The sequence below is a fragment of the Sphingomonas hankookensis genome (assembly GCF_028551275.1).
Taxonomy (GTDB): domain Bacteria; phylum Pseudomonadota; class Alphaproteobacteria; order Sphingomonadales; family Sphingomonadaceae; genus Sphingomonas; species Sphingomonas hankookensis_A.
Window position 1 is genome coordinate 2,865,084 of the sequence record NZ_CP117025.1, and the last position, 14,322, is coordinate 2,879,405.

At 69.5% G+C, this 14,322-nt stretch carries 6 protein-coding genes and 1 pseudogene; all 7 read right to left on the reverse strand.

Features of this window, described 5'->3' with window-relative positions:
* Positions 1–33: 33 nt before the first annotated feature.
* The 7 genes and pseudogenes from addA to PPZ50_RS13655 all read right to left on the reverse strand — a co-directional run bounded on the left by addA (position 34) and on the right by PPZ50_RS13655 (position 14,047).
* A pseudogene (gene addA / locus PPZ50_RS13625) lies at positions 34–3,461 on the reverse strand (double-strand break repair helicase AddA).
* Complete coding sequence (gene addB, locus PPZ50_RS13630; RefSeq protein ID WP_066689415.1) at positions 3,448–6,417, reverse strand: double-strand break repair protein AddB; 2,970 nt, start codon at positions 6,415–6,417, stop codon at positions 3,448–3,450. Before addB ends, addA begins: the two are co-directional and overlap by 14 nt.
* The gene (locus PPZ50_RS13635; protein WP_066689416.1) at positions 6,410–7,165 is read right to left on the reverse strand and encodes a nucleotidyltransferase family protein; all 756 of its coding nucleotides are present in this window, start codon (positions 7,163–7,165) and stop codon (positions 6,410–6,412) included. The genes addB and PPZ50_RS13635 overlap by 8 nt, the downstream gene beginning before the upstream one ends.
* On the reverse strand, positions 7,162–8,133 hold the full coding sequence (locus PPZ50_RS13640; protein ID WP_066689417.1) for an aminoglycoside phosphotransferase family protein: 972 nt from the start codon (positions 8,131–8,133) through the stop codon (positions 7,162–7,164). Before PPZ50_RS13640 ends, PPZ50_RS13635 begins: the two co-directional genes overlap by 4 nt.
* Entirely contained in the window at positions 8,118–8,558 is a 441-nt protein-coding gene (tsaE, locus tag PPZ50_RS13645; RefSeq protein ID WP_066689418.1) for a tRNA (adenosine(37)-N6)-threonylcarbamoyltransferase complex ATPase subunit type 1 TsaE, read from the reverse strand. Before tsaE ends, PPZ50_RS13640 begins: the two co-directional genes overlap by 16 nt.
* On the reverse strand, positions 8,558–10,891 hold the full coding sequence (locus PPZ50_RS13650; protein ID WP_066689506.1) for a sensor histidine kinase: 2,334 nt from the start codon (positions 10,889–10,891) through the stop codon (positions 8,558–8,560). Before PPZ50_RS13650 ends, tsaE begins: the two co-directional genes overlap by 1 nt.
* A gap of 156 nt (positions 10,892–11,047) precedes the next feature.
* Positions 11,048–14,047 carry a TonB-dependent receptor plug domain-containing protein gene (locus tag PPZ50_RS13655; RefSeq protein ID WP_066689419.1) on the reverse strand — a complete coding sequence of 1,000 codons (3,000 nt, stop codon included), beginning with the start codon at positions 14,045–14,047 and terminating at the stop codon, positions 11,048–11,050.
* Positions 14,048–14,322: the final 275 nt, after the last annotated feature.

Consider the following 14,322-nt stretch of genomic DNA (forward strand, 5'->3'; position numbering starts at 1 on the left):
TGCGCCAGTATCTATGATCGGGGGGCCGGCACCTCAAGCTGTGCGGGGCAAGCTTTGTTCCCCCGCCCCCAAGCCGGGCTTGTGCGCGTCGAGCAGTTCGCCGGGCAGGACGAACAGGCGCGGACCGGCGGTGTAGAGCAACGCCGCCTCTACCGCGTGGTCGGGAAAGATGACGCGCAGTGCGGCGGCATAGGCCGCCATCTGCCGCAGGTGATAGACCGGAATGTCCTCGACCGTGTCGGGCACGCGGCGGCCGGTCTTGAAGTCGACCACGCGCACCGTGTCGCTGCCGACGCACAGCCGGTCGACCGTGCCGGCGACGACCTGCGTGCCAACGACCGCTGCGATCGGCGCTTCGGCCAGCGCGTCGGGGCCGAACAAGTCGGCAAAGGCCGGATCGTCGAGCACCGCCATCGCGTCGCGCGTCACCCGGCGACGGAGGGCGGCATCCTCGACGCCCGCCGCGCCGGCCAGCCAGCGTCCGGCGGCATTGGCGCGCTCGTGGCGTGGCAGTTCGGGAAGGCGTTCGAACAGCTGGTGGAGCAGCCTGCCCCGCTCCGCTGCCGCGCGCATCGTCGCGGTGGGCGGCGGATCGGACACCTCGTCCTCGCCCACTGCCGACGGGGCGAGCGGGCGCGGCGGGCGGGCCTCGGCGGGGGCGGCGCGCGGAGCCAGGCGGGCGCCGATGCGGCGGCGGCCGGTGCGGTTGCCGACCGTGCCCTGACGGCGATCGGGGGTTGCGGCGTCAGGCCGGTGAACAGCCGGTCACCGTCCTCGCTCCCCGGCACCCCAAGCGCATCGAAAGCGGCGGCGGCGGCGCTGTACCAGCTGAGCGCCGGCGGAATGCCCTTGCACTTCGGTGATGGCGCGCCGGCGATGACCAGCCGCTCCTCGGCACGGGTCGCCGCGACGTAGAAGAGCCGCCAATGCTCCTCCAACTCGCGGCGGTCGCTGGCGGCAAAGGCGCCGTCGACCGGGGTGCCCGCCTCGCTGCCACGCGGGCGGAACAGCGGGAAGGCTGCGCCGTCATGGCTTTCGGGTGCCCATTGGACGACCCCGCGCCGGCTGTTCTCCGGATCGATCGCGGCATCGGCCAGCAGCACCAGCGGCGCCTGCAACCCCTTCGACCCGTGCGCGGTCATCACCCGCACCGCGCCGCCCGAGCCGCCGGCGTCGCGCTTGATCTCCACCTCGCCCCGGTCGAACCATTCGACGAAACGTTGCAGCGACGATGTGGCGACGCTTTCGAACGACAAAGCGGCGTTGAGCAGCTCGTCGATCGGGTCGCGCGCCTCCTCCCCCAGCCGCGCGATCAGCTTGCGGCGGCCGTCCATCTCGCCCGACAACAGTTCCTCAAGGAAGCGATAGGGCGTCGCGAAATCGGCACGGCGCAGGATGCGCGACAGCGGTTCGACCACCTCGCTGTTCGTCCGGCGCAGATGCCGCCACAGGCTTCCGCTCTCGCGCAGTGCCCCTGCGAGCAGTTGCTCCTGCGTCCAGCCGATCAGCGGGGATACGAGCAGGCAGGCAAGGCTCAAATCGTCATCGGGTTGCAGCGCGAAGCGGATCGCGGCGAGCAAATCCTTGACCGCCAGCGGCGCATCGAGCCGCAGCCGGTCGACGCCCGCCACCGGCACCCCCTCCGCATAGAGCCGCGCGACGATCAGCGAGGCGAGGTCGCCGCGCCGCTTGACCAGCACCATGATGTCGCCGGGCTGAAGCATCCGCCCCTTGGATTCCAGCGGCAGCGTGCCGATCCAGCCGGCGATTTCGCGCGCGATCTTCGTCGCGATGACGCGGGTGACGTCGTCGATCCAGCCTTCCTCGGCATCGTCGGGCGTCTCGACCACGGTCGGTGCCCAGAGGGTGACGGTGCCGGGGCCGGGCACCTCGCTGTCATGGGTGTCGGGCGCGTCGATGCCCATGCCGGGGTCGGGCAAGGCGGCGATGGCGGCGTCGACGAATTCCAGCACCGGGCGCGTCGTGCGGAAGCTGTGGGTCAGCGACAACGTATCCAGCTCGCGCGCATCGCCGCGATAATCGTCGGGCAGTGCGGCACGGCGTTCGAAATCGACATGCGCCGCGCGGAAATAGATCGGGTCGGTGCCCTGGAAACCGAAGATCGCCTGCTTGTAGTCACCGACGACGAACAGCGTCCGCATCCCCGCCGTCCGCACCGCATCGCCGCTGAAGAATTCCTCGACCAGCGAACGGACGATCGCCCATTGCTGGGGATTGGTGTCCTGCGCCTCGTCGATCAGGACATGTTCGGTGGTCTGGTCGAGCTTGAAGCGGACCCAGTCGCCGATGCCCGGTTGCGCCAGCAGGTTCAGCGTCTCGCGGATCAGATCGTCGAAATCGACCGCGCCCGCCCGACGCTTGGCACGGACATAGGCGTCGGCATAAGCACGCCCCGCCTCCAGCGCGTCGGCCAGCGCATCGGCATAGCCCATGCGTGCGGCTTCCTCGATCAGCTCACCGGCACGGCCGCCGACCGCATAGGCCAGTTCGTCATAATCGGGTTCGGCGGCGACCAGTTTGGCCGACGCCTTGCGCAGCGTGTCCTCGGCCGTGAAGAAGATCTTGCGGATGTCGCGGACCCGCGCGGCGCGCTCGACCGGGCTGGCAGCCAGCCAGTCCATGATCGCGCCATGCGTCTTCTTGCCCGTCGCCGTGCCCCAGGCGAGGTTGGCGGCGGCCAGCCGTTCCAAGGCGTCGCAGTCGAATTCGTCGTCGCTGCACGCTTCCGCCAGCATTTCGTCGATCGGCATCGACGGCAGGTCCAGCGCACGGCGCAGGAACGGCTGAATGCCGCTCGGCAGTTCAGTCATCGCCTGCGGCCGCTTGGCACATTCGCGCAGGAAATTCTCGGCCGCGCCCTCGCCCATGCGCAGTGACATGGCGGCAATGGCATCGCCGATACGGCTCGACCCGGTGCGCTGTTCCTCGACCAGCAGTTCGGCCAGCGCCTCACGCGCCATGCCCGCTTCCTCGCGCGCCTCGAGCGGGCGGAAGCCGGGGACCAGCCCCGCCTCGACCGGGAAGCCGGCGAGCAGGCTCTGGCAGAATCCGTGGATCGTCTGGATACGCACGCCGCCGCCCGGCGCGTCGAGGACGCGGGCGAACAGGGTGCGGGCGCGGGCGAGCAGCGCCGGGTCGTTCACGTCCTCACCCAACGCAAACAGATCGGCCTTCAACTCGGCGGTCGGCAGGCGGACCCAGCGCGCCAATCGGCTGGCGACGCGTTCGGCCATTTCCGCCGCGCCCGCCTTGGTAAAGGTCAGGCACAGGATCGCGGCGGGATCGACCCCGCGCAGCAGCAGGCGAAACACCCGCGCCGACAGCACGTGCGTCTTGCCGGTGCCGGCCGACGCCGACAGCCAGACATGGCGATGCGGGTCGCTGGCCGCCGCCTGGTCGTTCTTCAACCGCTGGAGCGCGCGGACCTCACTCACGGCCATACCATTCGTCGCGGCGCATCAGCTGGTCGTAATCGGCATAGATGGCATATTCGGGCACCAGCTTGGCGGTAAAGGCTTCGTCGCCGGTCAGGAAGCGGGCGACCGCATCCTCGAAATGACGCAGCGCGGTGGCGACGAATTCCGCCGTAGCAATCTTGCCGCCGGTGCCGTTGGCGTTGACCGGGGTGGTGAACTTGCCGAAGCTGTCCTTGTCCTTGATCAGCGACCAATATTCGAACGCGCTTGCCGTGCCGCGCACCCCGGCGAAGCAGCCGCGTTCGGCCATCAAGCCCAGCAGCCCCAGTTGCAGACTGTAGCCGGCGGCCACCGCCTTGCCGCTCGGCGCCTTGCCGGTCTTATAGTCGATGATCGCGAGACTGCCGTCGGCGGCGCGATCGATCCGGTCGGCCTTGCCCGACAGTTCGACCCCGGCGATGGCGAGCTTGCCGTCGCATTCGACCGCCGCCACGTCGCGCCCCTCGGCCAGCTTCTGGTGCGTCAGCGACGCGACCCAGTCGATCGCCTCGCGCAGGCGCGGCACCCACAATGCCCGCAGCAGCGGATGGGTGCGCGGATCGTCGGACAGCGCCTGCAACCGGCGGCGCAGCTTCGCCGGGTCCAGCCCGTCCTCGCGCGCCCAGCGTTCGAGCACGCCGTGCACCGCCGTTCCCCGCCATGCGGCGGTCGCATCGGCATCGACCGCGTCCATCGGCGACAGGCGCAGCATCCGCCGCGCATAGAAGGCGTAAGGGTCGGCCTTCATGCGGTCGACCTCGGTCACCGAGATGCGGCGCGGGCGCTGTGCTACCGGCGGGCGCGGTGCGGGGCGCGCTGCGGCAGCAAAGGATGCGGGCCGGTCGATCGCCCGCGCCCAGTCGCGCAAATGCCCTGCACGCTCCAGATTGTCGTCCAGCGCCTGCAACCGCAGCCACAGCCGTGACGCGATGGTCGGCGCGGTCGCGTCGCGCGCCGCGCGGGTGAGCACCACGTCGGGCGCGCCCATCGCCCCGGCAAAATCATGCGCGGCAAGGCCGATACGGCGTTCGAGACCGGGCAGGCCCAGATCGGCGCGAATGCGCGGGGCAAGCCACGGATCGGGTGACGGCAGCGCCGGCCACACCCCTTCGTTCAGGCCGCCGAGGATCATCAGGTCGGCGGTCTGCAACCGCGCTTCGAGCAGGCCGAGAATGGCGAGGCGCGGATGCGCGCCCTGCGGCGGACGCACCGCCACTTCGTCCAGCAAGGTGCGCAGGAGCGCGGGCAGCACACGGGGATCGACCAAGGGCGGGCCGATCGCCGCCTGTTCCTCCAGCGCGGCGATCAGTTCGGCAGCGGCGCGGCCTTCGGGCCGACTCCACGCCGCGTCGCCCGCCAGCGTGGTCGCCGTCTCGCGCAGCACCCCCAGCAGGCGGACGAGCGGCTGCGGCCCGGATGCGAAGATGTCGGCGAGCGGCGTCAGCAGCGGACAGGCGATTTCCCAGAAGCCCGCCGCCGCCGCGCGGATCGCGGCATCGCGCGGCTCGCCCTCGCGCAGATGACGTTCGATCCCTGCCAAGCCCGGCGCCGGACGCGGGCCGCGCAACGCCCGGTCGAGCCGGCGCACACCATCGAGCCACAGCACCCGCTGTTCGGCGTCCCCGCTCTTCACCAACGGATGTTTCAGCAGCGACAGCAACGCGACCGGCGCGAACGCCTGCGCCGCCGCCTCGACCAACGCCAGCAGCAACGTACCGGGCGCGAGCAGCGACAGCGGCTGCCCGGCGGAATCGTCGACACTGACACCCCAGCGCGCCATGTGCGCCGCCACCCGTCGCGCGAGCATCCGGTCGGGAGTCACCAGCGCGGCGGTGCGGCCGGGCGTCTCCAACGCCTCGCGCAGCGCGACGGCGATCGCCTGCGCTTCCTCGGCCGGGGTCGCCAGTTCGACCATCCGCACACCGGACAGGCGCCGGTCGGCGGCGGGCACGTCGATCCAGTGGTGCGTCCGCTCGGCGGGACTGAGCGCGGTGGCAATGGCGCGGCTGCGCGTCGGGGTCGCGTCATGCTCGCTCGCCGCCTGCCAGCGGACGAATTCGTGGCGGTTGACGCCCATCCGGTCGAGCAGCAGCTTCAAATGATATTGTGGGTGCGTCTCGATCGACCGCTTGCGCCGGCCGGTGACGGGATCGGGCGCATGGGGGCCGAGCGACGCCCATTCGTCATCGTCCATCGCCAGGTCGAGGCCGGGCAGCACGACCATCCCGCGCGGCAGGCCGGCGACGCAGCGCTGGATGCGGGCGATCGCCGGCGCGTTGGTGGCGATGCCCGCCGCGCAGACGAACCCCTTGGGCGGATCGACCGCCCAGCGCGCGCACAGCCGCCCGAGCAGCCGGGTCCGCCGGTCGGCCAGATCGATCCGCCCCAGCGCCGCCAGTTCGCCGGGCCAGCGGTCGAGCACGATGCGGAACAGGTCGAGCGAGCGTTCCCAATGCGCCGACAATGTTTCGTCGAGGTCGAGGGTGCGCAGCCGTGCCGGATCGACCTCCTCGACCAGCAGCTGGTCGAGGGTCGCGGCAAGGTCACCGGCCAGTCGCACCGCCTCCGCCGCATCGACCGGACGCCCGGCGCGCTGGCGCTCCTCGGTCACCAGCCGGGCGAGGATCATCCGTCGGGCGAGCGGATCGATCGCGGGCGGGATCGGTTCCTGGTCGGCCGGATCGGCAAAGCTGCCGACGCCTTCGTCCAGTTCGGGGTCGCCGATCGCGACGAGGCGGGGGAGCAGCAACCCGCCGCCGCTGGCGCGCACGAACGCTTCCTGCACCGTCCGCTTGGCGCGGTTGGTCGGCACCAGAACCATGCCCTGCGCCAGCGCCAGCCGGTCGCCGCCGAACCGGCGGATCAGCCCGACCGCCAGCGCATCGGCAAATGCCCGATGGATCGGGATGGTATAGAGGCTGAGGCGCCGCCCCTCAGCCATCGGCGAGGACCGCCTCCGTCATCGCGATCGCGCCCGGCGTGCCGACATCGAACCACAGCCCCTGGTGCACCACGCCATAGGCGCGCCCGGCTTCGATCGCGCGGTTCCAGAACAAGTTGGTAGAAAACGCGCCTTCCGGCCAGTCGGCGATGACGCGCGGCGACAGGATCTGGACGCCGGTGAACACGAACGGCGCAAGCCGGCCGGGCTTGCGACGGCCGGTGATGCGGCCCATCGCGTCGATGTGGAAATCGCCCTGCCCGCGATGGCCGTGCGCCAGCGCCTGCGGCACCAGCAGCAGCAGCGCGTCCATCCGGTCGTCGTCCCACAAATTGCTGAGCAGCCGGATCGAGTCGACCGGGCCGTCGACCCACAGATTGTCCGAATTGACGCAGACGAACGGCTGGTCGCCGATCAGCTCGCGCGCCTGTACCAGCCCGCCGCCGGTCTCCAGCAGCTTCGCGCGTTCGTCGGACACCGCGACGTCGATGCCCTTCACACGGTGCTTGAGATGCGCTTCCATCGCATCGGCCAGGTAATGGACATTGACCACCGCGCGCTTGACCCCCGCCCCGCGCAACCGGTCGAACACGTGATCGATCAGCGGCTTGCCGGCGACCTCGACCAGCGGCTTGGGCCGCATCGCGGTCAGCGGGCGCATCCGCTTGCCCAGCCCCGCCGCCATCACCATCGCGGTTTCGGGCACCGTCGCTTGCGGATGGGGACGGATCGAACGGAGCGTGGTCATGCGAGTTCCTGCGGATCGCCGCGCTTGGGCGACGGGATGTTGAGATCGAACCAGCGCGCGACCCCGGCCAGCGCCGGATGGGTCAGGTCACGCTCCAGATAGCGCCACACGCGCGGACACAGCGCGCCATAGCGCGGCTTGCCGTCGCGCCGCCACAGCCGGGTGAAGATGCCGAGGATCTTCGCGTTCCGCTGCGCGCCGAACAGATGATAGGCGGCGTCGAACCCGTCGCCCACGCCGGTCGACTCCCGATAGCGGGCGAGCATCGACGCCTCGACCACCGCCGGCACATCGCGCCGCGCATCCTGCAACAGCGACACGAGGTCGTACGCCGGATGCCCGGCCAGCGCGTCCTGGAAATCGAGCAGCCCCAGCCGCGCATCGTCGAGCAGCATCAGATTTTCGGCGTGATAGTCGCGCAGCACGGTGACGACCGGCATGTCGGGCAGCGCGTCGAACGCCGCATTCCATGCCGCTACATAACCTTCGGTATCGACGGTGAGGCCCAGCGCGTCGCAATACCATTCGATCAGCAGGTTCGCCTCGCGCAGGATGAACGCGCGGTCGTAGGGAGGGACCGGGGCCGGCTCATGGCGTTGCAGGCGGAGCAGCTGGTCGACGGCGGCGGCATATAGCCGGCCTTCGCTTTCGGGTGCGGCGTCGACCGTCTCGCGCATCCGCATGTCGCCGAAATCCTCCAGCAGCATGAAGCCGGCAGCAGCATCGTCGGCCAGGATCGCGGGCGCGGCAAAGCCCCGTTCGCCCAGCCATGCCGCCATATGGGCGAACTTGCGCGTATCCTCGGGCGGCGGCGCGTCCATCAGCACCGCGCTGCGCCCCGCCTCGATCACGCGGTAGTAGCGGCGGAACGAGGCATCGACCGCCAAGGGCAATATCTGCGCTTCGCCCCAGCCGGCGTCAGTGAGGAACGGGACAGCCGCATCGCGCGGGTTCAGATCAGCGGCCATCGGCTTTCCCAAGCGTCCGGCACGCGCGCTGTCAAGCGCCGCCCGCCCGCTTCGTCGAACGCGAGGGTCAGCCAAAGGGCATCCGGCCAAGGATCGTCGCCCAGCCGTTCGGGCCATTCGACGAGCAGCAGCGCATCGTCCGCCTCGTCCAGTCCCAGTTCGAGCGCCTCGTCCGGTTCCTCGATCCGGTACAGATCGACGTGCAGGACGCTCAGGCGCACCTCCGGCGGATCATAGGGCTGGACGATCGCGAAGCTCGGCGAGGGCGCCTCCCCCGCCAGCCCCAGTGCCGCCAACACCCCGCGCGCGATACTCGTCTTGCCTGCGCCGAGCGGCCCCGACAGCGCGATCACGTCACCCGGCTGCACCACCGCCGCCAGCTTCGCCCCGAGCGCATGCGCCGCCGCTTCGTCCGGCAGATGCATCACGGCTCGCGCGGCAGGTCGATGGTGACCAGCGTGCCGACGCCCTTTTCGGACACCAGCTCGATCGTCCCGCCATGCGCCTCGACCGCCTGTCGGGCGAGCGGCAGGTCGAGGCTGAGCGCGCGTTCCCCGACCCGCGTCGCGCCGGCCTGGGCAAAGCGGTCGAACGCGCGCGCCACCGCGTCCTTGGACATGCCGGGACCGTCGTCCGACACCACGATCCGCGCCCGCTGCGCATCGCCGTCGACATGCAGCAGCACGCGCCCGCCCTGCCGCAACCCGCCGATGGCATGGTCGAGCAGATGGCCCACCGCCTGCCGCAACCGCCGCGCATCGCCCAGCATCACCCCGGCGGTCGGTGCGATCTCCACCGCCAGTTCGACGCCACGCGCCGTCGCCGCCGCCCGCGCCGCATCGGCAGCCTCGGTCGCGATCATCTTCAACGGCACCGTAGCGCGTGCGACCGGCGTGGTTTCGTTGGCGGTCAGGTCGAGCGTGTCGTCGATCAACCCGCCCAGCCGCTCGACCGATTCGAGGATCGCGTCGGTATAACGCGCGCCGTCCTGCGTCAGCTTGCCGGCATAGCCCGCCTGCAACATCTCGGCGAACCCCTTGATCGAGGTCAGCGGCGTGCGCAGTTCGTAGCTCATCGACGCGACGAACGCGGTCTTCACCCGGTCCGCCGCCTCCAGCGCCTCGTTGCGGTCGCGCAGCGCCTGTTCCATCCGCCGGCTGTCGGAGATGTCGAGCATGGTCAGCAGCGCGTTGCCATCGGGCAGCGGCACCGCGCCAAACTCATAATGCCGCCCATCGGCCATGGCGAAGCGGCCCGAACGCTGCATCCGCTGCTGCGTGGCGAAGCGGACCAGTTCGGGGATCAGCGCCGCCTTGCCGGGACTGGCGAGGCTGTCGGCGACCCGCTCAGCCAGCGCATCGACCCGCGGGTGGGAATCGAGGAACGCGTCGTCCAGCCCCCAGACCTGCCGGAACTTCGCGTTCCAGATCTGCAACCGCCCATCCGCCGCGAACACGCCCAGCGCCTCGAACAGATTGTCGAACGTCGCGGTGCGCACCCGCAGCAGCGTGTCGCGGGCGCTGGCGAGCTGCACCTGTTCGGTGCGATCCTCGAAGATCAGAAGTAACCCGCCTTCGGGCAGCGGTTGCGCCACGACGCGCAGATGGGTGCCGCCGGGCAGATGCCATTGTTCCTCGATCGCGCCCTCGGCCGCGCGGAACCAGTCGCGCCGCTCCGCCTTCCACCCCGGAAAGTCCCGGACTTCGGGAAGCCGCTTGGCCTCGCGCATCCGGTCGAGCACCCGGTCGAATTCGGGCCGGTCGGCCAGCCATTCGGGCTTCATCGCAAAGGTGCGGCCGAACGGCTGGTTGTAGAAGACGAGCGTACGATCCGGCGCGAATTGCGCCACGCCCGCCGACAGCCGGTCGAGCATCGCCCGCTGCGCCTCGCGGCTGCGCTTCAGCTTGCCGCGCGCTTCCTCGATCTCGTGCACGTCGATTGCGAAGCCGCCGGTCCCACCGTCGCGCAGCGGCATGTCGTGGACGCGCAGCATCCGCCGTTCGCCATTGATCGTCGCCGGCATCGCCGCGACCTGCGGCTGTCCGGTATCGCGCGCGATCGCCGCGCTGGCCAGCGGCCCGCCCATGCCGACGCCCTCGACCAGTTCGACCTGGCGCGCGATCACCTCTGCGGCATCGGCGGCATCGACCGCGCGGACATAGGCGGTGTTGACCATGGCCAGGCGCAGGCTGTCGTCGCGATACCACATCGGCATCGGTGCCGCCTCGATCAGGCTGGAGAGCGCTTCGAACGCCGCGCGATATTCCTCGGCCTCGGCGCCCAGCGTCGCGATCTCGTCATGGAATTCGGTCGCGTCGAAGAACCAGACCAGCACCCCGCCCGGCGTATTGAGGGCCGCCGGCGCCCGCTCGCCAATCGCGAACAACGACCGCGCCGAACCGGTCGCGCGCACGACGGTGCGGAACGGCTTGCCCCCGCGCAGTGCCGCGGTAATCGCATCGACCAGCCGGTCGGCACTGCCCGGCTCCAGCCCGCTATCGGCATTGCCCAGATCGGCCAGCGACGCCGGCATGTCGCTGCGCCCCAGCCGGTCGGCCAGCGGCTGGTCGAGCAGCAATCGCCCATCGGCCCGCACCACCATCGCCAGCGCCGGCGATGCGGACAGGGTGGCGTTCAGCGACGCGAACGACGCCGCATCCGCCGCCGCCCGCCGCCGTGCGGACAGGCCGGCATGCAGCATCCACGCGCTTGCCCCCACCAGCAGCGCCAGCACGACACCGGACAGGATGGCGGCCATCAGGCTGAGCGTAATCAAGCAAGCGCCTCGCGGGCAGACGAAGGAACGGCGGACATGGGCACGCCCCCTGCCTAGTCGTTAGCGCCCGCATAAAAAAGGGGCGACACCGCATGGTGCCGGCCAGAATCGTTCAACCGAAACCTCGGTCGCGTCCGATCACATGCGCATCGTCGCGCCGGCATACAGGAACCGGCCGACGCCGGAGATCGGGTAGTTCAGCGAACCCCAGATCGGCGTCTGTTCGAACAGGTTGTTGACGCCGCCATAGAAGCGGAACCGGTCGTTCACCCGCACTTCGGCACGAATGTCGTGTTGGAACATTTCCGGCCAGAAGAAGAACTTCGGATCGGACAGGTCCGGATTGTTGGCCAGTTCCTCGACGCTGAAGCGACGGGTCTTGCTGAAATAGACCAGCCCGTAGTTCAGCGACAGCGCGTCAAGGGTCCAGGTGATGTTGCCCGACCCGCGCCACCGCGGATTATACTGTTCCAGCGTGTTGTCATCGACGTCCGCGCCCACCGTCGGCACGAACGAGATATGGTCGAGATAGCCCGCATTCACGTTGAAGTCGAAGCGGCCCAGCTTGCCCGGCTGTACGGTATAGTTGACCGCGAAATCCGCACCCGACGTACGGAACGCGGCGACGTTGGCCGGTCCGACGTTGAAGCCGATGCGCCGCTGCGGATCGTTGCCGTCGCCCAGCACATAGCCGGTGGTGGTCGACCGGAAGACGTTGGCGCAGAACTGGTTGTTGATCGTCGGCTGATCGACACACAGTTGCGCCAGCTGGGTCGGGCTGGGCGTGTTGATCGCGTCGCGGATGCGGATGTCGTACCAGTCGGCGGTGATCGTCAGGCCGGGGATGAAGCGCGGCTGCAGCGCGACGCCCGCGGTCCACGTCGTCGCGATTTCCGCCGCCAGGTTGCGGTTGCCACCGACGGTGCCGCGCCGCGAGGTGGTCGCCGACGGCACCCGCGACGGGGTGAAGGTCGCGATCTGCTGCGGAGTCAGCCCCAGCCCGGCCAACAGCGTGCGGCAATTCGCCTCGCGATACTGGGTCCCCTGATTGCGGTTCGCCAGATCGCACGGATCGGTCACGAAGCCGAACGTGCCCGTCGTCGGCAGGAACAATTCGCCGATATTGGGCGCGCGGACCGCCTGCGAATAGGAGCCGCGGAAGCGGATGTCGCGGATCGGCGCATAGATGCCGTCGAACTTCCACGTGCGGGTCGACCCCACCGTCGAATAGTCCGACACGCGGGCGGCGGCGCCGAACGACAGCAGGTCGGCGAACCGCATGTTGGCGAGCAGCGGCACGTTCACTTCGCCGAACACTTCCTTGACGTCGAAGCTGCCGGCGCTGGGCGGCAGCGCGGCGGAATCGCGAAACTCGCCCCGGACGCTGAACGGATCGGGGTCCGACCGGCTGCGCTCACGCCGATATTCCGCACCGAATGCAAAGCCGATCGGACCGCCGGGCAGTTCGAAGACGGCACGGCTGTCGCCCGAGATCGATCCCGACACGACATGCTGGTCGACCAGCGCGCGGCCGACATTGCTCGCCAGTACGAAATCGAGCGCGGCCTGCGACGCGACGCCGTTCCCCAGCAGGTTGAGCGGCCGGCACGGGCTGCCCGCCCCCGGGGTGAAGGTGGTCGCCGCCGGGCTGAGCGCCGACGGATCGAGCGTCGAGCGGCAGACGATCGATCCGTCCGGCGCGCGCACCGCATCGATCGCCGCATAATAACGGTCGCCGATCGGGTTCGACGTCTGCGACGACCGCGCGCTGGTGCGGCCATAGACGTACGAGATTTCGTAGCGCGTGTTCTCGGCGATCTCGCCGTCGAAGCCGACGACCCCGCGCCACGTATCGCGCCGCACCCGCTCGCCGCGAATGCCGAAGTCGAAATTGTCGCGCGAGATGAAGGCACCGTTGGGCGCCGCATTCGCGCCGAACCGATCGTTCAGGAACGCATTGTCGGGCATCAGATAGGTGTAGAAGTCAAAGCTCGGCTGCCCGACCGAATAGGCGCGGGTCCGGACGAACTTGCCCTCTGCGAAGAAGCGGACCTTGTCCGAAAATTCGAAGCTGGTCAGCAGGTTGGCGGCATGGCGTTCGATCGCCGGATACAGGTCGCCGAAATATCCCGCGGTCGGCGTGTTCGACGTGCCGCCGATCGCACGGCCGCTGCCGCCGGGCAGGAAGGTGCCGCCGTCATAGGGAAGGCCGCTGCCGGTGAAGTCGGGAATGCCGTCGAGGTTCAGGTCGACCGCGCCGTCGGGCGCGCTGTCCGCCCAGGTCAGGTTGGTGTAGAGTATGCGATCCGGAATGTTGGGATCGTCGAACGGAATGCCGTTCGCGCCCGGGCGGAAATCGTTGATGTTCTGCCACAATTCCTGGAAATGGTCGGGATCGCCGGAAAATGGCCGTGCAAAGCTGCTCAGCCGTTCGGTGTTGCTGTATTCATAGGCGGCCGTGACGTTGCCGCGTCCACCGGCGAAGTTCTTGCCGGCGACGATCGATGCCAGCTGGTTGCCGGCGTCGCCATCGTCCGAGATGCCGGCCTGCAATCGAGCGGTCACGCCTTCGAAATCGCGACGCAGCACGAAATTGACGACGCCCGACACGCCGTCGGCGCCATAGACCGCCGACGCGCCGCCGGTCAGCACGTCGACCTGCTGGATCAGGTCCTGCGGGATCGAGTTGATGTCGACCGCGGCGGTATTGGGGACGCCCGCCACGTGGCGACGGCCATTGACCAGCACCAGCGTCCGGTTCGTCCCCAGATTGCGCAGGTTCAGGAAATTGGCGCCGGTGCCGGCCAGCGGCGTCGGGCTGCCCCCGCCCGACCGCGCACCGCCGACCGATGCGCTGAGCGCGGGATTGCGGATCAGCACGTCGGTGATGTTGTTCAGACCGGTCGCCTCGATCGCGGCGGCGGTGACCGACACGATCGGGCTGGCAACCTCCAGCTCGGGCCGCACGATGCGCGAACCGGTCACGACGATCTCCTCGGCGGGATCGGTCGTTGCCTGTTCGTCGCCGACGGTCGCCGGCGCATCCTGCGCCGAAGCGGATGCCGCCGCCAGAACGGCAGCCATGGCGAGGACGCTGCGTGCGGCGTTCAGCCGCCAGCGCGATATCGGTTGCTTCATCGGTCGATCCCCCTTTTCAGTTTAGTATACCATATTAGGGCATGCGACCGGCGCGCAGTTCGCCCGGTCCTTTCGTCGCAACGGTACGAAACGGGTCATTTAGCGGGGCAGCGTTGTTGCCATGCAACACCCCGCCACATACCAGCAACAATTCGGAGCCGCTCCGGGCGGAAGCCGCGTTTCCCGGACCTCACCACGACCGGCACGAAAAAGGGGCGACACCGCATGGTGCCGCCCCTCTATCGCTTCCCGGCGACGGATCGCCGCCCGGGGCG